This window comes from Nostoc sp. ChiVER01 (assembly GCF_034531155.1).
Classification (GTDB): Bacteria; Cyanobacteriota; Cyanobacteriia; order Cyanobacteriales; family Nostocaceae; genus Nostoc.
The window spans coordinates 38023-59163 of sequence record NZ_JAVRBS010000007.1 but is presented as its reverse complement, the minus strand read 5'-3'; the positions used below and the strand labels follow the sequence as shown (position 1 = coordinate 59163).

General features: G+C 40.2%; 16 protein-coding genes and 1 pseudogene. 10 read left to right on the top strand and 7 right to left on the bottom strand.

All coding sequences use genetic code 11. The features are described from left to right. Positions 1-105 precede the first annotated feature (105 nt). The 3 genes and pseudogenes from RMY00_RS36145 to RMY00_RS11560 all read left to right on the top strand — a co-directional run. Positions 106-471 (top strand): annotated as a pseudogene (locus RMY00_RS36145) (toll/interleukin-1 receptor domain-containing protein); the annotation flags it as partial. A 196-nt stretch (positions 472-667) separates the two neighbouring features. Continuing rightward, on the top strand, positions 668-1450 hold the full coding sequence (locus RMY00_RS11565) for a pentapeptide repeat-containing protein (RefSeq protein ID WP_322647681.1): 783 nt from the start codon (positions 668-670) through the stop codon (positions 1448-1450). 411 nt (positions 1451-1861) lie between these two features. Continuing rightward, positions 1862-2953 carry an exostosin domain-containing protein gene (locus RMY00_RS11560; RefSeq protein WP_322647680.1) on the top strand — a complete coding sequence of 364 codons (1092 nt, stop codon included), beginning with the start codon at positions 1862-1864 and terminating at the stop codon, positions 2951-2953. Between the two features lie 100 nt (positions 2954-3053). Here the strand turns inward: RMY00_RS11560 and RMY00_RS11555 are convergent, their stop codons facing one another. After that, on the bottom strand, positions 3054-5825 hold the full coding sequence (locus tag RMY00_RS11555) for a pitrilysin family protein (RefSeq protein WP_322647679.1): 2772 nt from the start codon (positions 5823-5825) through the stop codon (positions 3054-3056). Positions 5826-6309: 484 nt separating this feature from the next. On the opposite strand from RMY00_RS11555, the gene RMY00_RS11550 reads away from it, so the two are divergent. Next, positions 6310-6792 (top strand): hypothetical protein, encoded by a 483-nt coding sequence (locus tag RMY00_RS11550; protein WP_322647678.1) that lies wholly within the window; start codon positions 6310-6312, stop codon positions 6790-6792. A 186-nt stretch (positions 6793-6978) separates the two neighbouring features. On the opposite strand, the gene RMY00_RS11545 is transcribed toward RMY00_RS11550, so the two are convergent. The 4 genes from RMY00_RS11545 to RMY00_RS11530 form a co-directional block, all read right to left on the bottom strand. Further along, positions 6979-7128: a hypothetical protein gene (locus RMY00_RS11545; RefSeq protein WP_322647677.1), complete on the bottom strand. Its 150-nt coding sequence runs from the start codon at positions 7126-7128 to the stop codon at positions 6979-6981. A gap of 46 nt (positions 7129-7174) precedes the next feature. Continuing rightward, complete coding sequence (locus tag RMY00_RS11540) at positions 7175-9268, bottom strand: prolyl oligopeptidase family serine peptidase (RefSeq protein ID WP_322647676.1); 2094 nt, start codon at positions 9266-9268, stop codon at positions 7175-7177. Positions 9269-9588: 320 nt separating this feature from the next. Next, a complete protein-coding gene (locus RMY00_RS11535) occupies positions 9589-9810 on the bottom strand; it encodes a DUF2839 domain-containing protein (RefSeq protein ID WP_322647675.1) in 222 nt (73 codons plus the stop codon). Between the two features lie 152 nt (positions 9811-9962). Then, entirely contained in the window at positions 9963-11528 is a 1566-nt protein-coding gene (locus RMY00_RS11530) for an ATP-dependent DNA helicase (protein WP_322647674.1), read from the bottom strand. A 139-nt stretch (positions 11529-11667) separates the two neighbouring features. Between RMY00_RS11530 and RMY00_RS11525 the strand changes: the two genes are divergently transcribed. Further along, the gene (locus tag RMY00_RS11525; protein WP_322647673.1) at positions 11668-12630 is read left to right on the top strand and encodes a M48 family metallopeptidase; all 963 of its coding nucleotides are present in this window, start codon (positions 11668-11670) and stop codon (positions 12628-12630) included. A 459-nt stretch (positions 12631-13089) separates the two neighbouring features. Further along, on the top strand, positions 13090-13515 hold the full coding sequence (locus RMY00_RS11520; RefSeq protein ID WP_322647672.1) for a hypothetical protein: 426 nt from the start codon (positions 13090-13092) through the stop codon (positions 13513-13515). A 275-nt stretch (positions 13516-13790) separates the two neighbouring features. Here the strand turns inward: RMY00_RS11520 and RMY00_RS11515 are convergent, their stop codons facing one another. Next, the gene (locus RMY00_RS11515; RefSeq protein WP_322647671.1) at positions 13791-14348 is read right to left on the bottom strand and encodes a Uma2 family endonuclease; all 558 of its coding nucleotides are present in this window, start codon (positions 14346-14348) and stop codon (positions 13791-13793) included. A 102-nt stretch (positions 14349-14450) separates the two neighbouring features. On the opposite strand from RMY00_RS11515, the gene lysS reads away from it, so the two are divergent. The 4 genes from lysS (at position 14451) to RMY00_RS11495 (ending at position 20288) form a co-directional block, all read left to right on the top strand. Then, entirely contained in the window at positions 14451-16136 is a 1686-nt protein-coding gene (lysS, locus tag RMY00_RS11510) for a lysine--tRNA ligase (RefSeq protein ID WP_322647670.1), read from the top strand. Positions 16137-16292: 156 nt separating this feature from the next. Then, complete coding sequence (locus RMY00_RS11505; protein ID WP_322647669.1) at positions 16293-16700, top strand: type II toxin-antitoxin system RelE/ParE family toxin; 408 nt, start codon at positions 16293-16295, stop codon at positions 16698-16700. Beyond that, the gene (locus tag RMY00_RS11500; protein ID WP_322647668.1) at positions 16697-17404 is read left to right on the top strand and encodes a helix-turn-helix domain-containing protein; all 708 of its coding nucleotides are present in this window, start codon (positions 16697-16699) and stop codon (positions 17402-17404) included. The genes RMY00_RS11505 and RMY00_RS11500 overlap by 4 nt, the downstream gene beginning before the upstream one ends. Positions 17405-17540: 136 nt before the next feature. Then, a complete protein-coding gene (locus RMY00_RS11495; protein WP_322647667.1) occupies positions 17541-20288 on the top strand; it encodes a CHAT domain-containing tetratricopeptide repeat protein in 2748 nt (915 codons plus the stop codon). A 337-nt stretch (positions 20289-20625) separates the two neighbouring features. Here RMY00_RS11495 and RMY00_RS11490 read toward each other — a convergent pair whose 3' ends face one another. After that, positions 20626-21090, bottom strand: a complete 465-nt coding sequence (locus tag RMY00_RS11490) for a DUF29 domain-containing protein (protein WP_322647847.1) — start codon at positions 21088-21090, stop codon at positions 20626-20628. Between the last annotated feature and the right edge of the window lie 51 nt (positions 21091-21141).

Genomic DNA, 21141 nt, shown 5'->3' with positions numbered 1-21141 from the left:
AATTTATTATGTTTGTGAATATATGGCAAATATTTTTATCTCATACTCCCATAAAGATAAAGAATATGTACATAAATTTAATGATGGACTAAAAAAAACAACCACAACATTTGGGTTGACTGGATTGATGCTCAGGGATTTACAGATTGGTGGGAGAAAGTTAAAACTGGTATTGAAGATACGGATATTTTTATTTTTATTGTCAGCCCTGATTCCATTATTTCTGAAGTTTGCAAAGAAGAGATTAAATATGCAGCAAAGCATAATAAAAAAATTATTCCTATTCTTTTACGAGAAATTTCCGATTTTGATAAACAACAAGCAAATCCTGCTTTGTTAAAACAAGAATGGCTAGTAATTAGCCAAAAAATGATATATTTAGTGATATTCAATCATTTCTTTAATAATAAAATAATTATGAAAACCAAAGAAGCTTATGCATTAAAAAAAAATTTTTTAACCAAAGTATAGCTCTAATAGTAGTAGCAGTCTTGCTTGCTACTTTAGTTGTTGCTTTTGTCTCTCAAGTGGTAGTAGAACAAGGTTCTCTTAGTAGATATGACAATAAATTATTAAATGATGTAGGTAAACAAAAAACACAGCGTGAGATTGACAAACTTACAGCAGAAATTAGGCAAATTAGAAGTGAGACTGGGGGAAGTCTATTTTGGATCAAGTTACTGGGAGCTTTCGTCACTGTAGGGGGGCTGTTGGAGGTTATGTTCTTGCACAAAAAGAGACAAATAAAGACCGATTAGATTTTGAAGCTGATAAAGAGCAAAAACGGCTAGATTTTGAACATCGTAAAGATATAGATACAGCTTACCAAGCTATTATTCAAGAATTGACTACACCAGAACGACCATTATTACGTGCAGCAGCAGCAATGAAACTAGGTTCGCTCTTACAAGAATTTCCTAGTGAATGGAGTGTCCCAGAATACAGAAAGAACCAACTGATTAATTTAACCAAACAAATATTAGCAGTAGCTTTAATTAACGAAACTAAAACAAAAGTTCGTAAAGTATTAACTACTTCGCTCGCGCAGGACTCTAAATTGCAAGAACTTGATTTATCTGAGGTGCAGGCTGCCAACGCCTATTGGGCCAAAATAGATTTTACTGGGACTGATTTTTTTAAAGCAGATTTATGTTGCACATCCTTCCGAAAAGCTAATCTTTGTAGAGTCCAATTTCGCAGTGCCAATCTACAGGAAGCAGTTCTAGCTGAAGCTAATTGTACAGAAACAAATTTTAAGCTAGCTGATCTAAGTGGTGCAAATTTAAGAAATGCAAATATGATTAGAGCTATTTTAGTGGATGCTAACCTAGAACAAACTGATTTACAAGATGCTTATAACTTAAGTGTAGATCAAATCAAAGCTGCAAAAAATTGGGAACATGCCCATTACGATCAAGAATTAGGTGTGCAACTAGGCTTAGATTCGTAGCATTTCGACTTGCTTTTGTACTCTGTCCAGTTTAATTTGCTAGTTCGGGCAAAAATATAATTTTTCAAGCGAAATATTTACTAATTATCAATTTAGTAGAAATTTATGTTGCGTCAATCCTAATTATAAAAGTAATCTTACCTGCCGCTAAGAGCCAGAAATTATTGCTTTTTTAAATAAACTTTCCCCCTTAGATAAAAATATGAGGACTTTAGCTCTTTTTACAAGACGCTACGCGTAGCAGGATTCCCAAAGGGTTGCATTACAAACCTATGTTTGGCTAATATCATTTTAAGTATATTTTCATAAATTATTGGTATAAAAAGAAATATATCCAAAGGTTATTTGAAATTAATTTAATTTATTGTAAAATTCCTCAGTCATTCAACTAGTCAGAATTCAGGTTAAAATATGCAATTAAGTATCTATTCTGATAAAGATTATCTACCTAAAGGAATGGAGCCAGTTCCAATGCTTTATCCCCTTTGGAGGGAATTTCTCCCTACTGAAAAATACCCTTGGTCTAGATTGTATGGTAAGTATTTAGAAATAGGTAATTCTCTTTTTAAAATGACTTCTTTACAAGAAGCTGACTTAGTTGTAATGCCTATAAACTGGAGAATAATCAGAGGAGAGAGTTGGAGAAGTAAAATTAATAAAGAAGCAGAAAGTCTATCTATTAAATTTGCAGAAAAAGTAGCTAATAGCGGCAAAAAATTAATTATTTTTTTTGCAGGTGATTGTTGCGCCGAAGAAATTCCTGTCAAGAATGCAACAGTATTTCGGATGGCAGTATATCGGTCGAAAATGAAGCAAAATGATATTATTATGCCTTCTTTTACTGAAGATTTTGTTAAAGAATATTTAGGAGGACAAATGTCTCTCAGGCATAAATCTGAGAAACCTGTTGTTGGATTTTGTGGACTAGCAGTAACGGATTCATGGGAAAATAAACTAAAAACGGTTTTATTTCACGGGGCGATGTTAACCAAATCATTTGAGCTTGGAGTTCCGCCTTACAAAGGACAAATTTTGCGTAGTCAGGCTCTGAAAGTACTTGCAGAAAACCCGTCTTTAGTAAATACAAACTTCATTATCAAAAACGAAGCAGTATTTCTAAATACACAAGATATAGAGCAAAGACAGAAGGCTCGTGCTGAATATGTGAACAATATGGTCGAGAGTGACTATATTTTATCCTGTCGTGGTTCTGCAAACTATTCTATTCGATTATATGAAATTCTTAGTTGTGGTCGTATTCCAATTTTTATTGATACAGACTGCGTTTTACCTGACGAGTCTATAATAGACTGGAAAAAATATTGCGTATGGATAGATGAGAAGGAAATACCACATATTGCTGAAAAAGTAGCTGAATTCCATAGCAATATTTCAGACCAAGAATTCTTAGATTTGCAGTATGAGTGCCGAAAACTTTGGGAGAATAGGCTTTCTGCTCAGGGATTTTATACTAATTTTCATCATCATTTTTCGACAAAATAATTCATTTAAATAAGTATTATGTCTAGAACGAAATAGCCTTAAGCTAAAACACAAAGGCGTAAAACAAATTTTAGCACCTTTGTGTTTTAAATCGAGGCAATTAGCTGCCCTTGGGTACAGTCTCTCCAGGGCCAGCAGTAACAATTATCAGACTTTCCGGCTTAATTAAATCTTCAATTGCCTGTTGCATCTGAACCATTGTAACTGCTTGTATTCTCTTGGGAAAGTCTCGGATTTCTGAGCGTGAAAGTCCTAAGACAGCATTATCCAAAATTATGCTTGATACATCACTAGGATTAGCTAAATCCACAGGATAGCTATTAGTAATTGAGCGTTTTGCTGCATTGAATTCTGCCTCAGTCACTCCTTGTTCGCGTAACTGTTTGAGTAAAGCGAGAGTACTAGCGATCGCTTTTTGAGCATCACCAGGAGCAGTCTGCATCTGAATCAAGAACGGGCCGGGATTGATTCCGGCAGCAAAACCACTATAGATACCGTAGGTTAGACCTTGGCGATCGCGCACTTCCGTACCCAAACGGCTTGCTAAGGTATCACCACCCAAAATTTGATTTAGTACTAGTGCTGCATAATAACGTGGATCTTTCCGAGAGATACCGTTGTAGCCGATGTAAGTAACAGCTTCGGACTTACCAGGAATCACTTTATTTAAACGTGTCAAAGTTTCCGGTAATGGCACGGATGGTATTTTCAAAACAGGTGGCTTACCTGGGGCTGACCATTTGCCAAATACCTGATTTAGCAAAGCTTTTACCTTAACTGGATCAAAGTCTCCTACTAAGGCAATGGTTGTGTTATCTGGTCGGTAGTGTGTCTGGTAGAAGCCAAGCAAATCATTACGAGTAATACTTTTTAAACTCTCAGCTGTAGGAAAGCTGTGGAATGGATGATTTTCTGGGTAAATTGCTTGCTGAAATACTTGTCTTCCTAAACCTCTAGGGTCATCTAGCTGGACTTTGAGACTTGTCAGCGCCCGTTGGCGACTCAGTTCTAATTGATCGGCTGGGAAAGTGGCATTTTCCAGTACATCTGCCAGAGTTTGAATCAATATCGGCAAGTCTGCTGAAAGTCCCTCACCGCTAACGTTAACTCCCTCGCGGCTGGCACCAAAGTTCAAATCGGCTCCCCGGTCTTCTAAGGTTTTTGCTAGGGTAAGAGCATTTTTAGTCTGCGTCCCATTCATTAAGTTGGCCGCAGTCAAATTCGCTAATCCAGCTTTTTGGTTGCCGTCAAATTCACTACCAGCATCAATTTGTCCATTCAGGTTAATGGTGGGGAGGTTGCGATCGCGCAATAGCAAAACCCGCAAACCATTATTTAAGGTAAACTCTTCTGGTAATGATTGTTTGCCCGAATCTGTCGCTGATGTGGCAGGTGGCAGATATTTCGCCAGTTCTGCTGGATCTACAGGCTTACCAGGGCTGAAATTTTCCACTGTGCGACCAGAACCAGCGCTAGAAGCCCCTGGTTTGCCGTCTGGTTGAGTTGGTTCAAAGAAGCCGATGGTTTGTTTTGCCGGATTCAGGTAAGTTTTCGCTACTTTCTGTACTTGGGCTGGGGTGACTTTTGCGATCGCAGCCAGATACTGTTCAATAAAACGATAATCACCGGCCACTGTTTGGTTATATCCCAGTTGGGTTGCCTGACTAGTAATGTCTTGGTTCCCTAAAATATACGAGGCTTGCAGTTGCGTCTTCGCCCGGTTCAATTCTTCAGTAGTAACTGGCTGTTCTTGCAATTTTGCTAAAGATTCCTGAAGCACTTGGCCAATTTTACTTAACTCTTGACCCGGAGCTGCCGTAGCATTAATTTCATACCAACCTGGTTCGATAAGTTCGGAAGCACTACCACTCACTGAACTAGCGAGTCCAGATTCCACCAAAGCTTGGTAAAGCCTAGAACTACGTCCGCCTGTAAGGATGGCATCCATCACATCAATTGCCGGGACATCAGGATGCTTGATATCTGGTAGAGGATACACCGCTTGCAATAGTGCTGCACTTCCAGGTTGCTTAAGGACGATGGGTGTTTTTTTGGCAACATTAAAAGCAGTCACCTGAGGAGAATTTTTAGCCACAACCCTCTTGGGTCGTTTTGGCAACTTTCCGTAAGTTTCTTTAACAACTTTGAGTACAGGTTCTGTAGCAAAATCGCCTGTAATAACCAACGTGGCATTTTCTGGGCTGTAATAGGTTTGGTAATAATTCCGCACCTGCTCCACCGTGAATTTTTCTACATCAGCTTTTGTGCCTCCTACAGGTAAGCCATAGGCTCTATTAGGGAAAGCATCTCGCATCACTGCCCGACTCAGACGATAGCCTGGTGAATTTTCATACCCCTGTAACTCGGAGATTACCACCCGCTTTTCACTTGTGAGTTGTTCAGGCCCAACTAAAGAGTTTTCCATGCGATCGGCTTCTAATGTCAACAATGCTTCGAGTTTGTCTCGTTGCACAGTGCCAAAGTAAGCTGTTTCGTCATAACTAGTAAAAGCATTAAACTGGCTACCCAAGGCACTAAATAACCTACCAAACTGCACAGGACGGTCAGTTGTACCTTTGAACATTAAATGTTCTAGCTGGTGAGAAATGCCATTTTCTCCCTTAACCTCATTACGTGAGCCAACTTTATACCAAACTTGGACGCTCACTACTGGAGCAGTATGGACTTCTTTAGTTAGAACTGTTAAGCCGTTGTCTAATACGGTTTTTTGTACCCCTTGGATGAATGACACAGCAGATACAGGTGCGACTGTTGTTGGTGTTGCAGCATTAGTGAAATTGCCCGAAAAAGGCAAAATACTTAGCACAAGGCTAAGAAAAAACCCTACAAGCATATATGAGCGTAGCTTCATAAGCAATGGGAAATGCAAAATTTCTAATTATAAAACAAAACCTTTGTATCGCTTTCTGGAAGTCAAAAGACTTATATTTTCGGTTTTTTTACCATTTTCAATGGTAGCTTTATTTCCGCCATGCTGTAATAGGCGGTTTTAAAGTTTACCTATTTGCAAGACATCTACGAGCAATAACTTACAACGAAGGTATAAAAATCTCTTTTATTATTTATTGGCATTTGTTCTCTATTTTAAAGACAGTCCCGATGAAGCAAGTTTCACAACCAAGCATGAAAGTGATCTTCCCTCACTCACCACTCTCAACTTTAAAGTCAGATGTAACTCTACGCAGTATTACAAAATGTTACAAACATGTTAACAACAATTGCGATGTGTTTCATTTGACAAGTTTTCCGGAATATCCATTTTTAGAATTGGTTTTATTCCTTGTCATCCTATCGGCGTAGATATCTTCGTCTAATTAGCAATAACTTTTGGAAATATGCTTACAAGAAACTTAATTACATCATTCACATTAGGTATAACCTTAGCAGCAATACCTGTATTACAATCTCATGCTCAAGTACAAAGAACACCGAACTTGTATAATTTCACAGGGTATAATTCAAAAGGCGAGAAAGTCAGTATTAATTACTCAACGTCAAGCTTTACTGGTAAGCCCCTTTTCAACTATCAAGAGCAGAAACAGACATTAAACTTTACTGGAGATGAGATCCGTACAGTAGATACAGAAATTGGTACGCTAGTAACTGTAACTATTAAAAAGACAGTAGATACTGGCAACACCACATTTACCTTGCTCATACCTCGTGTAAACCTTGGAAATAACATCGAAGCAAAAGTTGAAACTAAAGGAATCACTACAATAAACCGCTTTTCTGTGATTCCTCAATTCAACCAGGGGCAAAAACAAATTTATACAACAATCAATCTGAAGGGGACAGCCCAAGCTGTCGCGTTTTAAGCACAAGAGGGATTAAAACAATTGGCAATGGGCTAACGCCCCGCTCCGCTAACGCAATTCGCAATTACGTTTTGCGTTAGCGAGTCTGCGAACATCCGGGGATTTAGACCCCGACCCAAAACGGGCTGCCGTCATTAGGCAGGGGACTTAAACCCCCAAAGTTCGTTAAAAAATTAAACTTCTTGCTCAGATGCAGGAAAGCGGTAAGGGTGGAGATAAAAAATTAGCAGTATTTGGGATACACCTTACCCAGAAGTGGAAGCGATCGCCTTTATCGAAATTAATAAAGCAGTCAATACAAAGAAGTTGGGTAACTTTTTCTTGATTTCTATTCATTGCTGCTAAATGCCAATTAGTCCAAACTCAAGAAATAAATCAACTCCTAAACTTCAACATTCAAAGTACGCACCAAAAAAGCCCATTTATCTGCGGCTTCCTCAATAATTTTAGCCGTGGGTTTACCCGCACCATGTCCTGCTTTAGTCTCAATTCTAATTAGAACTGGCGCATCACCTGCGTGAGCCTCTTGCAAAGCTGCGGCAAATTTGAAACTATGAGCAGGGACAACGCGATCGTCATGATCGGCTGTGGTAATTAAGGTTGCTGGGTAAGCTGTATCTGGTTTAATGTTGTGTAGTGGTGAATAAGCATACAGCGTTGGAAACTCTTCTGGATTATCTGCTGAACCATATTCAGAAGTCCAAGCCCAGCCGATGGTAAATTTGTGGAAGCGCAACATATCCATGACGCCAACTGCTGGTAAAGCTGCACCAAACAAATCGGGACGTTGCGTTATACAAGCACCCACTAATAAACCGCCGTTACTACCACCTGCGATCGCTAGCTTATCTGTCTTAGTATACTTATTCGCAATTAACCACTCAGCAGCACCAATAAAGTCATCAAAGACATTCTGCTTTTTATCTTTCATTCCTGCTTGATGCCATTCTTCGCCGTATTCTCCACCGCCGCGTATATTAGGCATAGCATAGACACCACCCATCTCCATCCACACCAAAAGACTCACAGAAAAACTAGGTGTCATTGAGGCATTAAAACCACCATAGGCATAGAGATAAGTCGGGTTATTTCCATCTAACTTTATGCCCTTTTTATGAGTAATAAACATTGGTACCTTAGTACCATCTTTGCTATGATAAAAGATTTGTTTCGTCTCGTAATCATCAGGATTAAAATCTACCTCTGGCTGGCGGAAAATGCTACTTTTACCAGTTACCATATCGTAGCGATAGATAGTTCCTGGTGTGGTGAAACTGGTGAAACTATAAAAAGTTTCGGTATCATGACGCTTACCTCCAAAACCTCCGGCTGAACCGAGTCTAGGTAATTCTACCTCACGAATAAATGCACCTTTGAGGTCGAATATTTTAATTTGGCTGTGAGCATCTTTGAGGTAATCAGCAACAAATTGGTTATTGAGTATCCCGACACTTTCCAACGTTTCTGCTGATTGAGGAATGATTTCTCGCCAATTTTCTGGTGCAGGGTTTTTGGTGTCAATAGCAATCACTCTTCCCCTTGGTGCATTTAAATCCGTGCGGAAATAAAACACGCTATCATCATTATCGATAAAGCTGTAATCTGCCTCAAATTGGTTAATTAGTTCTACGACTTCAGCATTAGGGTTAGTCAAATCTTTAAAGAAAACCAAATTTTTGGAGTCAGTCCCTAGCCAAATTGAAATTATTAAATAGCGTCCATCTTCAGTAACACCGCCACTAAAACCCCATTCCTTTTGGTCAGGACGATGATAAATTAGTACATCTTCTGATTGGGGTTTACCTAGCTGATGATAGTAGAGCTTTTGATAATAGTTAACATCTTCTAATTGAGTTTTTTCATTTGGCTCATCGTAGCGACTGTAAAAGAAACCTTGATTATCATGTGTCCACGATGCGCCAGAAAATTTAATCCACTTCAGGTGATCTTGCAGGTCTTTACCAGTTTCGACATTGCGTACTTTCCATTCTTGCCAATCAGAACCAGAGGCGGATAGACTATATGCTAAAAGTTTACTATCCTCGCTAATGGACAATCCCGAAAGAGCAACAGTACCATCTTCTGAAAGTTTATTGGGGTCGAGTAAAACTTTGGGTTGATCGTCGAGGGTTTTCAGAGTGTAGAGGACACTTTGGTTTTGTAGTCCATCATTTTTGAAATAAAAGTAGCGTTCAGTGGAACCGTCTTGCAGAGATTTGCCTTCTTTAAAAGGGATGCCATATTTTTCATAATCCCAAAGTTTGGTGAGGCGTTGTTTAATTTTTTCCCTGGTAGGAATTTCCTTCAAGTAGCCAAAAGTAACTTGATTTTGTGCCTCAATCCAAGCCCTTGTTTCTTCAGAGTCAGGATCTTCTAGCCAACGGTAAGGATCTGCGACTAAATTACCGTGGTAGTTATCGACTTGATTGCTTTTGTGGCTGGATGTGTAGGTGAGGGGTTTTTTAGAGAAGGGCATAATCTCAGGTCAAAAGTGCTTCTTTACATACTACAAAGATAGACCCAAGACGCAGAACATATACTGACCAAACCTGCGGGAAAATTCCAATTTAAGATCAGCCCTTTCAAGTTGACTGGTAAAATCTCTTTTTTTCTCTCTGCACCACGGACACTTTACTCAAGTCGGGAAACCCGCCCACGCAAGTGTCCTACTCCGTCTCTGTGCGGCTAAAAATTCTTTTATTTAACCGCACAGGCACAGAGAATACAGAGTTAAGAGGTTGAAGTTTATTAGGCAAAATTTTTACCCAGCTTGAAAGGGCTATTCTACAGCAGCATTTAGTTGACTACTTGCCACCAACCGAAGGCTGGGCCGATAAAACGGATAGTTGTCCATGCTACAACCATAAGAACAATACCTATCCAAGCACCACGACTTGTCCAACTGACAAATAATTCGGCTTGCTTTTTTGTGATGGGAAGCCAAGGCAAGATGCGAGTCTCTTTCTCTTGACCGTATGTTTCCCCTAATGTGGTTTTACGACGCTTTGCTTCACCCATAATCAGCAACTCAAATTTTTACTTAGGTTCTATCTAAATTTATCTTGCCAGGAATCATAGCTACAGAGAGGCAATAAATTGATAATAGTGCTTGCTTTTAGACGATCGCGCTTTGGTTGACAAAATTTAAATTGGGCATTGGGAACTGAACTTTAGGCAGAATTTTCTTCATCGGTATTAGAAAACAGACTGGGGTCGAGATAGTTAATGCGGGCCAGAGGGCTTAAAGCTGCGAGAATTTGAGCGCCGTAGCTGCGATTAACTACACGACTATCAAGTAAAGCAACAATACCTTGACTTTCTCGGACTGGAGCGATCGCTCTTTGTAATTCACTCAAGGCTGCTGGCAACAAATATAAACGGAACCAATCTTGATGCGATCGCTTATAACGAGCTACCCTACCAGCTACTAGCGGATTTTCTAGAGATGGTAAAGGTAAAGTAGCAATAATTAACAGATGGGGTGCTGGCAAAACTCGCTGATGTTCTCGCCAAAATTCCCAACCGCTAATCAAAATACCATTTTCATCTAAACAAGTTTTTTCTACTTGCACCCGTGAACCAAATTCTGAAGCCAGAATTGTCGCAACTTGAGCCTTTAGTGGTACATCCCCCACCAAGACAACCGTTAATCCTGGTGCTGTAGCACTTAGACAAACCAGTGTGCGGACTTTGTGAATAAATGCCGCTTGAAATTCTGGCGTGTTGGGTAGGGGCAATTTATAGGGTACATACAGTTGAATTGCTTCTGCTTGATCCGCAGAGAACTTCAGGCAAGTTAAATCGTCCAAACCAAGTCGCTGTCGGAAAAGAGGAGCCTCAGTTTCCGGTTCGATAGCGCTGCCAATTAAAACTACTGGTTGTCGCTGCCAAATAGGTGAGAGTATTTCCCCTAACTCCATTGGGGCGTAGTGTAAAGAAAATAAACCTTGTCGATGGGCAATAGTCGCCCAGAAGAGGGCAGGGGGAGATGAGGGAGCAAGGGAGGAAAGATTTTCATTAAGGGTTTGAAATTGCTGCCAGAAATTTTTCCAAGGTTCTGGAAGTGCTTGTATTGACCCTAAAGCAGAATAGAGACGATTTAAAATTTCTATTTCTGGCTGGGAAATTAGATAGCACTGATATGGATTGACAGGATGCTGAAAAAGTTGATGTGTAAGTTGTATCCTTGCTTCACGAATTACCTCAGCTTGATTTGGGCAAGCCAGGATGAGTTGTTCCCAATCATCGGGTTGAATATCTTGCGTAAGTTGATCGCGCACCCAATCTTCTAGGTCGTCTACTCCATCAATAATTGTGGGGATGCCTTGGGGAAAGCAGGAGCCACCAGCAAATTGTCCTTTTAACCAAGCTTCTGGAGAGGTCAACAGTAGCCCTTGGAACTCAGCACTAGGCCAAGCATCACCTGTCCTAATCGGTTTGTTGGCTGGTAGCCACTGCTGTAGACGGGGAATTTCCACCCGCAGTAGAAGTTGTTGCACCGCTTCTTGAGCAACAATAATTACAGGGCCATGCCACATTAGGGCTGATGCTATGAAACTAGTACGATATCGCCCTTGATAGCCACAAACCGCCCCTACTTGAATTAGGGCGCTACGTCCCAGGCGCAAGGCGCGTGCTACCAACCGTGCCATCGTCAAATGATGGGGCCAGGAAGGGAACCCCGCCTGCGATCGCAAAAAGTTATGTAGTGAAAAATGAACTTCTGCTTCAATCACACGCTTTTAATTCCATACAAAGTGACTTTTACTTCCAATTGCCCCACTTCTATTATGTTGTCCTTTGTCCTTTGTCATTTGTCCTTTGTCCTTTGCTAATGACCAATGACCAATGACCAATCACCCAATACCCTGAATTATGCCAACTTACACAGGAATTTCCAGCGAAGCCTTTAGGCATCCACTAGATCGCCAAGCCGAGCAAGCTTTACGAAATTTACCAGGATTTGATTTAATCGCTCGTAAATTTGTGGAATTTATCTACGAACGCCCTCAGTTAGTCTATCTAATGGGTAACACCATCCAAGTAGGGCCGCGTCAATATTCCACTATTTACCAGATGTTTCGGGAATGCGTCCGAGATTTGGACATTTACCCAGAACCGACACTGTTTGTCTCGCAAAATCCCCAAGCAAATAGCTATGCACTGGGGCAAGAGAATCCTTACATAGTCATAAATACAGGGATACTAGACTTACTAGACGAAGCCGAGATTCGGGCGGTGCTAGCCCATGAACTGGGGCATATTAAATGTGGTCATACTATTTTAATTCAAATGGCGATGTGGGCAATGAGTGCTGCTTCCGCTTTGGGAGAATTAACTTTCGGCATCGGTAATATTGTCACACAAGGTTTGATTTACGCCTTTTTCGAGTGGCGGCGTAAAGCTGAGTTATCGTCAGATCGCGCCGCACTACTAGTCATGGATGACTTGAATCCCGTGATGTCAACGATGATGAAACTCTCTGGTGGTAGTAACAAATATGCCAATGAATGTAGTTTACAAGAGTTTATCAAGCAGTCAGAAAATTATCAGGCATTAGATGAAGATGGATTAAATCAGGTATATAAATTTTTGATCTACAATGGCGCTCAGGGTACGATGTTGACCCATCCTTTCCCAGTGGAACGCCTGCATTACTTACGGGCGTGGGCAATATCTGAAGAATACCAGCAAATTCGCCGAGGAAATTATCAGCGATCGCCTGCTTCCGGATCAGTAAATGTTGCAGCAGAATCTTCCACCAATGAAACAGAAACTTTACGCCGTCAGATTGAAGAATTACAACGAGAAATTGACAGAATGAAAAGGTCTGAGTAGTTGTGAGTACTTAAATGAAGTTATATATAGTGCGTTAGATTTGCCTGATGCACTATTTATATCTCTTTTAGCACATACTTTGTCTGAGGGATTTCCAGAAATTAAATTGAGAACTTACGCATTGACAGATAATTGATATTATGCAATCAAGCCAAACTTCTGTGATAGGTGTTCTAAAATAAAATCACGAGCTACTTGCAGGATTTACGCATTGACAGACTAACAGAAATGAGCCATCAAGTGATGATTTTGTAAAAACTTGAATTTGAGTCTGGATTTTAGCAAAAATAATTCAGTTAAGTTTGCCATTCTAGTTTTTTGGATTCCTTTAAAGCGGATAATATTTTTTAGCTGAACTACCATCCTCTTGAGGGTGGATAAATTCAAAATTCAAAATTAAGACTTGAAAATTGCTTAACTATATCTCAGCATTAAATTTAGATGTAGGCATTTCTGAATATGGCAATTTACTTGACAAAACGGCTTTCTGTGTTCGCTGCTATTCTAACTATTGTCCTTTCCATGCCGGGAATTGCCTTAGCTGCACCCGTTCAACTCCATACTAGTTCTGGTGTTATTTCTGCCCAAACTACCAAAACTGCTAGCTACTCCACCTCGTCGGAGATTAACCTGACTCCTTTACAACGCCAAGAACTTCAGGCTGTGCGTCAGAGAAGAAATAGGGAAATTGAGGCAGTCTTAAACACATCGCAACGTGCCCAACTTAATCGCAATCTCCGGGCTGGTAATAATATGAATCAAGCCCTAGAAAAACTACATTTGCAACCAGAACAGCAAGATTTTGTAAAGGCGATCGTGCAATTTACTAACTTGAAAATGAAAGCAATTTCATCTAGGCATTCGCTAATAGTAGGTCATAAATAAAGGATTGATTTGTACATTGAATTATTAAATCGTTGTCATAGAAGATATCAATCATATTTTCTATGACAGTCTTTTGGATAAAATGCGATAAAGTAAGCGATCGCACTTTCTTTCTTTGTGTCCTTTGCGACGGCAGTCGCTCATGGGGGAGACCCCCAAGACCGCGCTGCCTCCCCTTTGCGGTTCGTTTCTCTTTCTTATTTCTTATACTTAAATATGGTTTAGCGCATCTTCATACAAAATTGGTATTGTGAAGGAATTTAAAATTGCCGAACTTATGGAAACAGTTGACTAATCTGAACTTCAATTTCTGGAAATGCCATCAAAGATAAAGTTGCATCCTCCGGCAAAATAAATTTCAAATTGTAGCCTTCCAAACCCGGTTCACGGAAAACATAAACCTGACGCTGATTCACATCCAAAATCCAGTACTCAGCAATTCCTGCCTTAGCATATAAAGGTGCTTTCTGTTTGCGATCCGTGTCTAGCGTTGTATCTGCTACCTCAATCAATAAAAAGATTTCATTGGGTGCAGGATGATGATCAATGTACTTTCGCGCATCAATGCGGACAACGGCAATATCTGGTTCAGGTTCCGAGTATTGGCTTAACTGAATGGGATCTTGCACCCGAACTAAGGCAACTTCTGCTAGCGAACGCTTGAGATAATCAGATGCACACAGCGTTGTCGCTGCATGGGGGGGATTTTTGGCACTCATGGGGATAACTTGCCCATCAATCAGTTCTACCCGTTCATCGGCTGTGATAATACCCGTCTCAAGCATCCGGTGATATTCATCTACATTCCACAAGCGCACTCTAGTTTGTGTCATTGTATTTGGTTTGGCGATATTATCATCTGCAAAGTGCAAATATCTCTTACTCTCAACTTTTGCAGCATCTATAATTAATCTTGCCCTATTTAGTTCGTTACCATGTCGGAAGAAGATATCCGAGCCGCAAGGCTGGAGAAAGTAGAACAACTTAAGCAGCTAGGGACTAATCCCTACGCCTATCGTTGGGAATCTACCCATCACGCAGCAAAGTTGCAAGAAAAGTTTGCCGATTTAGCCAGTGGTGAAGAAGTTGATTTAGAAGTTGCGATCGCTGGACGCATTATGGCGCGTCGCGTTTTTGGTAAACTGGCTTTCTTCACTTTGCAAGATGAAACTGGCACAATTCAGCTTTATTTGGATAAAAATCGCATCCAAGAAGGGATGGCAGATATTGATGCTGATGCCTTCAATCACTTAAAACAACTCACAGATGCAGGCGACATCCTGGGAGTTAAAGGTACTATTAAACGGACTGAAAAGGGCGAGTTATCTGTCTACGTTAAACAATATACTATCCTGACTAAATCCCTATTGCCCCTACCCGACAAGTGGCATGGATTAACGGATGTTGCCAAGCGCTACCGTCAGCGCTACGTTGACTTGATTGTTAACCCGGAAGTGCGGCAAACTTTCCGCCGTCGCGCCCAAATTACTGCCGGTATTCGCCGCTATTTAGAAGAACGAGATTTTCTAGAAATTGAAACGCCAGTTTTGCAAAGTGAAGCTGGGGGTGCAGATGCGCGTCCATTTATCACCCACCACAACACTTTAGAAATGGAGTTGTATCTGCGAATTGCCACAGAACTCCATCTCAAGCGGTTGATTGTAGGTGGTTTTGAAAAGGTGTTTGAATTGGGACGGATTTTCCGTAATGAGGGAATTTCGACTCGACACAATCCCGAATTTACGACGATTGAAATTTACCAAGCCTACGCCGACTACAATGATATGATGGCGCTGACAGAAGGGATTATTACCACTGTCGCTCAAGACGTACTCGGCACATTGCAAATTACCTACCAAGGAGAACCGATAGATTTAACACCACCTTGGCGACGGGTAACAATGCATGATTTAGTTAAAGAATTTACAGGCTTGGATTTCAATTCTTTCCAAACATTGGAAGAAGCAAAAACAGCGAGTAAAAATGCTGCTATTCCTGGTGTAGATGAAGCGAAATCAATTGGTAAGTTACTGAATTTAGCTTTTGAAGAGAAAGTAGAAGCTAATTTAATTCAACCTACCTTTGTAATTGATTACCCAGTAGAAATTTCGCCTTTAGCAAAACCCCACCGTTCTCAACCTGGTTTGGTGGAAAGATTTGAGTTATTTATCGTCGGGCGAGAAACTGGGAATAGCTTCTCAGAACTTACAGATCCTATCGATCAAAGAGAACGCCTAGAAGCCCAAGCTGAAAGGAAAGCTGCTGGTGATTTAGAAGCCCAAGGTGTAGATGAAGACTTTTTGACAGCCCTTGAATACGGTATGCCGCCTACGGGTGGTTTAGGGATTGGGATTGATCGGTTGGTAATGTTATTAACTGATTGTGCCAGTATTCGGGATGCGATCGCCTTCCCGCTACTCAAGCCCGAAGGCAGTGTTATTAAGCAATTTAGCTATGAGCCAAAAACTCAAACACTGACTATTGAATTTGATAGTGGAAGTGTTTACGAGTATTTCAAAGTACCTCCCAGTGTCAAGGAAGACTTAGACAATGCGCCGTCTAAAGGTCAATACTTTAACAAGTTCATTAAAGGGAAATTTAAATTTGAACAGTTGAGTTGAGCTACTTAAGCATATAAACAGTGGGGTGCGTTATGGTTTTGCCTAACGCACCATTTTTATTACCTAAGTTGCACTCACTGATTCTATATGATATTCCTTTAAAAGAATAATAAAATTGACATTCCTTATAAGGAATACTATACTGTGAGGTAGGAAGTGACCTGGACTTGGGAACTTTATCTAGATGTCAATGGGGAAATCCCCAAAGATTTGCTGGCTTTTTTCATCAAGATGATTCCCGAAGAGGATCAACCAGAAAATCCACCCAAAGCATTACTGAGTGCTTCCGAAACCAAGCGTCTGCAAGTTAATCTTGGCTACCTGTGCGACAAAGGACTCGCATCACTTACCAGTGGCATATTTGAGAAACTGGAAGATGATTTGTATGAGTTACGGATGACTAAAAGCGAACATAATCCACGGTTTATCTTAACGGCTGCTACTCCTCAGAGATTTGTGGTGCTGCACGCCTTTATGAAGAAATACGACAACGCTATCAAAGATAAAGACAAAGAACCTGCAAGAGTGAGATTTCGTGAATTGCAGCAGAGGGAAAAGTCATGAAAAAGCCTAATTTTCAAGCTTGGTTGCAGCAAAAGGTAAGCGACGAACCAGAGGTGATTTTGGCGGGAAAGTTAGAGTACCTGCGCCTATATCTTACCGATGCCATGCGGGAAATACGTAATAAAGCAGGATTGACTCAGGCACAGCTAGCTCAAAAAATGGGAGTAAAGCAAGCTGCGGTGTCCAAGTTAGAGTCGGCGTTAAAGGAACATGAATTAGAATCGGTGTTGCACTATTTACACGCTTTGGGTGCAGATTTGCTGATAGCCGTCAAACAAGGAGATGACTTATATCAAGCCAGTGATAACGAAGGTGTATTGCTGGTGGACGTACCAGATGTAGTTTTTCAAAAGGCATTAGCGGCAAACATGAGCGTGCGGGAATATGTGCGTGTAGCCGTTGAGAAGTTTTCGCGCGAGGATGATGGACTGAGAACAGCTTTGGTAAAACTACTGGAAAGTGACGATTTAGTAGCGGTGAAAGTGAGAGAACGTTTGGGTTCAAGGACAATTCAAGAAGTTGCTGTAGAGTTGGAAAAATGTTTGAGTTTATCTGAAGAAGAAGACAGGATTTTTGCTGTCAAAAATGTTTTGGCTGCTAATGTGACGAGTGGAGAAAGTAATCGTGGAACTAGTGATGAAATTGATGAAATTGAGTTATTGGATTTAGCTGAGGAATTGCTGGAGAAATTGGCAGATTTTTAGGATGACAATAAAAGCTAACTCGATTAATTTTATATTGAGCCAATTGCTCTCAAGCAGTGTGTGTTAGTAGCTTGCTTGACCTACAGCTTAGTGCTATTGGCTTGCTATGCCAAAATTTAGAGTGAGTAATTCAGGAATGGACAAACAACAAATAAAAGCCTATTTCAGTTTCTTATTTAAAATATTGAATACAATTTCGATAAATTGGGGCAACTCACAAGCATTAAACTCGCTGCTCCTAAATAACTTAGAAAAACTAGATGACAATTTTGCTAAAGTACTGCAAATTTGGGCGACAGATGAGCTGTCTAAAGTCGAACCGTCAAGGGCAAAAGAGATTGCATTAGTGATCTCCGACTTCAGTATACAAATCCAGTCTTTTCCATTTGGCAGCAGAGCAAGCAATTTAGAGATTGCCCTCACAGGCAACAAGATGGCACTAACTGTTTTTACAAGAGAAGCTTCCTCACAGCAATTGTATATAGAACAATGGGCTGTGCTGCAAACTAACCTTGCTAATGTTTACTGCGATAGAATTAAAGGAAACCGAGCGGAAAATTTAGAGGCTGCGATCGAGGCTTACCAATTAGCCTTAAAAGTCTTTACAGAGGAATCATTTCCAGAAGAGTGGGCAACAATAATAAATAATCTTGGTACTGCTTACAATGAGCGGATACTGGGTAATAGAGCAGAAAATCTGGAAGTAGCGATCAATGCCTACAGATTGGCATTAAAAGTCCGCACTAGAGAGGCATTTCCTGAAAAATGGGCTAGTACTCAAGATAATTTGGGTAGTGCCTACGATCAACGCATTAAAGGAGATCGAGCGGAGAATCTAGAAGCAGCTATCGAAGCTTATAAATTGGCTTTACAAGTTCGCATCTTGGAAGAATTACCCCAAGAATGGGCTAAAACTCACTTGAATTTAAGTAGTACATACGTTGCTCGTATTAAAGGAGATCAGGCACAAAATTTAGAAGCAGCTATTCAGGCTTGTGAAGCAGCTTTACAAGTATACACACAGCAAAATTTACCAGAACTTTGGGCTAAAACTCAAATAAATCTCGCTATTGCTTATCGTCAACAAACACATGAAAACCGGACATATAATTTGCAAGCGGCTATGAATAGTTACAAGTCAGCCTTGCAAATTTTTACACGGGACGCGTTTCCAGTCGATTGGGCTACACTCCAATATAACTTGGGCAATCTCTACAGTGACTCAAATCAAAAGAAGCATACACAAAATTTGAGAGCAGCAATTCAGGCTTATGATTTAGCTTTGCAAATATTTACAAGGGAAGCATTTCCAGCAGATTGGGCAATGACCCAATCTAGTTTGGGTACTACTTATACTCTACAAGGAAAAATAGATGAAGCTATTGAGTGTTTACAATTAGCTTTAGAAATTTATACCCCTACTTCTCTTCCTCAAGAATGCTTGAGATGTTCAAGAAAATTGGGAAACATAGCTTTTGGTATTAAATTATGGAATGAGGCTATAAAAGGCTACAATAATGCTATTGATGCCGTTGAACAAATCCGTAGTTGGGCAACTTCTGAATCGCGCCGTCAAGAGATTTTGGAAGAATCCATCGATCTTTACCAAAACATGGTGCAAGCTTGCATCAATGCTGGACAAATAGAAAAAGCTTTTGAATATTCAGAGCGATCGCGTTCCAAACTTCTTGTAGACTTAATGGCAAGCTACAACCTCTCTCAAGGCGAAGAAATCCCCCCAAAAGTCCAAGAATTATTGCAACAGTATGAAGAACTGCAACGGCAAATTGACCAAGAACGCCAAAGCCATAAATCTGAAAAGAATCGCAGTGAAACACGGGCTGCTTGGGAAGCTTATAATGAAGCGATCGCATCTTTAGAAACCCAAAAACAACAAGTTTGGGAAAATCTCAGACGCGAAGATCCCGTATTAGCTGGCGAAATTCAAGTTAACCCCCTCAGCTTGTCAGAAATTCAAAAGCTAATCGACCAGCCCAATACAGCAATCCTCAGTTTCTACACTACCAACAGCGCCACCCATATTTTTGTCGTCCAACAAAACCAAATTACTCTCCATACCTGCACAGGGCAAGGGTTAGATTCCTTGCAAGGCTGGATTAACCAGAATTGGTTGTTGCCTTATATAAATGATTCCAAAAAATGGGAAACTCAAATTAACAGTATTCTGTGCGAACTAGCTGCACGGCTGCAAATACCTGAACTCATTTCCCAACATCTTCAAGGAATAGAAGAATTAATTTTAGTTCCTCATTTATTACTACATCAGATTCCCTTTGCTGCTTTGCCCGCAGGAGAATATCAGGAATATTTAGGAGATAAATTTCTGATTCGTTATACCCCAAGCTGCCAAATTTTAGAATTTTGTCAACAACGCAACAATGTAGAAACATTTAATGGAACATCTTTACAATATGGAACTGTAGAAGATGCCGAAGATAACCTTTCCTGTGCCAGATTTGAAGGCGAAAAACTCGCCCAAATGTATAACATTCCATCAGAGAATAGATTAATTGGCAGCAGTCAAGCCACTTGTAAGAACTATCGGCAATTAGCAAAAAAAGTTAATGTACTTCATTCCTGCCACCATGCCATATCTCGCCTCGATAATCCTTTAGAATCACAGTTAAAATTAGCGCATGGCAGCATCACCTTGGGGCAATTGATGACACCAAGCTGGCGTTTACCTCAACTTGTAGAAGTGTTTTTGTCTTGCTGCGAGACGAATCTTGGTATTCCACCCCTGACTGATGATATTCTTACTCTTGCCACAGGTTTTTTATGTGCAGGTGCTAGAAGCGTTGTTAGTAGTTTATGGTTAATAGATGACTTAGCAACAGCATTATTTTCTATCTTTTATTACTAACATCGACAAGAAGGTAACAGCCGTCCTAAAGCTTTACAGCAAGCCCAAATCAAACTGTGCGAACTCAAGAAAGAGGCACTGCTAAGTAGAGAGGATATACAAGAATTTTATAGTCAAGTTATCAAAAAATCGAAAGAAGCAAAAACTAATAGAAACCAATATTCCAAAGGTTCAGCCACCTATTTAGAGTGGGACTATGAATATAAAAAGTACCGTAAAGTACTAAGTCAAATTTATGATATAAAAAATTCGCCTGAGGAATTTCCCTTTTTAAAGCCTCGTTACTGGGCTGCTTTTATTTGCCACGGTTTAGGCTGATAAAATATTGTTTGGCTAATTACTCGCTCTGCTCCTCAACCTGATTCAGATTTGGTAAGAATTCAGGATTTAGAGTTTCACCTAAAGTGTAAGGGCATACTTCTGGAAAAAATTGCTCACCTAACTCAGTTTCTCTAATTGCTAAAGCTAAACCTAGTTCATAAATAGTCAGGAAAACTTCATCGAGATAGGGTTTCAAACTAGGGCTATCTTGCAGAAGTAGCTTAATTTGAACACGTTGCTCTCGAATTGTACTCAACCAGCTATTACTACGTTTTTCAGGTTGAAATTGCCATTTTAGTAAGTGTCCTAGCAATACTCCGAGCCGATTTCTCAATTCTTGCCGTTCTCTTCTCCCCAAAGTTTCAATTTCTTCAATCAGGTTAACTGTATCTAATTGATCCCACTGTTGAGTTTTGAGCAAGCTAACCTGCTGTTGAGTCCAAGTATAGAAATCTGTTTCATACAGATGAGATGTGTACATATTTTCAACGGTCATAAGCTTTTATTTAGCAAAACCCGATAATGATTTTGA

Bases quoted from the DNA above. Each gene is read 5' to 3' on its own strand.
- RMY00_RS11560 (WP_322647680.1), top strand. From the start codon at position 1,862: ATGCAATTAAGTATCTATTCTGATAAAGATTATCTACCTAAAGGAATG.
- RMY00_RS11555 (WP_322647679.1), bottom strand. From the start codon at position 5,825: ATGAAGCTACGCTCATATATGCTTGTAGGGTTTTTTCTTAGCCTTGTG.
- RMY00_RS11550 (WP_322647678.1), top strand. From the start codon at position 6,310: ATGCTTACAAGAAACTTAATTACATCATTCACATTAGGTATAACCTTA.
- RMY00_RS11545 (WP_322647677.1), bottom strand. From the start codon at position 7,128: ATGAATAGAAATCAAGAAAAAGTTACCCAACTTCTTTGTATTGACTGC.
- RMY00_RS11540 (WP_322647676.1), bottom strand. From the start codon at position 9,268: ATGCCCTTCTCTAAAAAACCCCTCACCTACACATCCAGCCACAAAAGC.
- RMY00_RS11535 (WP_322647675.1), bottom strand. From the start codon at position 9,810: ATGGGTGAAGCAAAGCGTCGTAAAACCACATTAGGGGAAACATACGGT.
- RMY00_RS11525 (WP_322647673.1), top strand. From the start codon at position 11,668: ATGCCAACTTACACAGGAATTTCCAGCGAAGCCTTTAGGCATCCACTA.
- RMY00_RS11520 (WP_322647672.1), top strand. From the start codon at position 13,090: ATGGCAATTTACTTGACAAAACGGCTTTCTGTGTTCGCTGCTATTCTA.
- RMY00_RS11515 (WP_322647671.1), bottom strand. From the start codon at position 14,348: ATGACACAAACTAGAGTGCGCTTGTGGAATGTAGATGAATATCACCGG.
- lysS (WP_322647670.1), top strand. From the start codon at position 14,451: ATGTCGGAAGAAGATATCCGAGCCGCAAGGCTGGAGAAAGTAGAACAA.
- RMY00_RS11500 (WP_322647668.1), top strand. From the start codon at position 16,697: ATGAAAAAGCCTAATTTTCAAGCTTGGTTGCAGCAAAAGGTAAGCGAC.
- RMY00_RS11495 (WP_322647667.1), top strand. From the start codon at position 17,541: ATGGACAAACAACAAATAAAAGCCTATTTCAGTTTCTTATTTAAAATA.
- RMY00_RS11490 (WP_322647847.1), bottom strand. From the start codon at position 21,090: ATGTACACATCTCATCTGTATGAAACAGATTTCTATACTTGGACTCAA.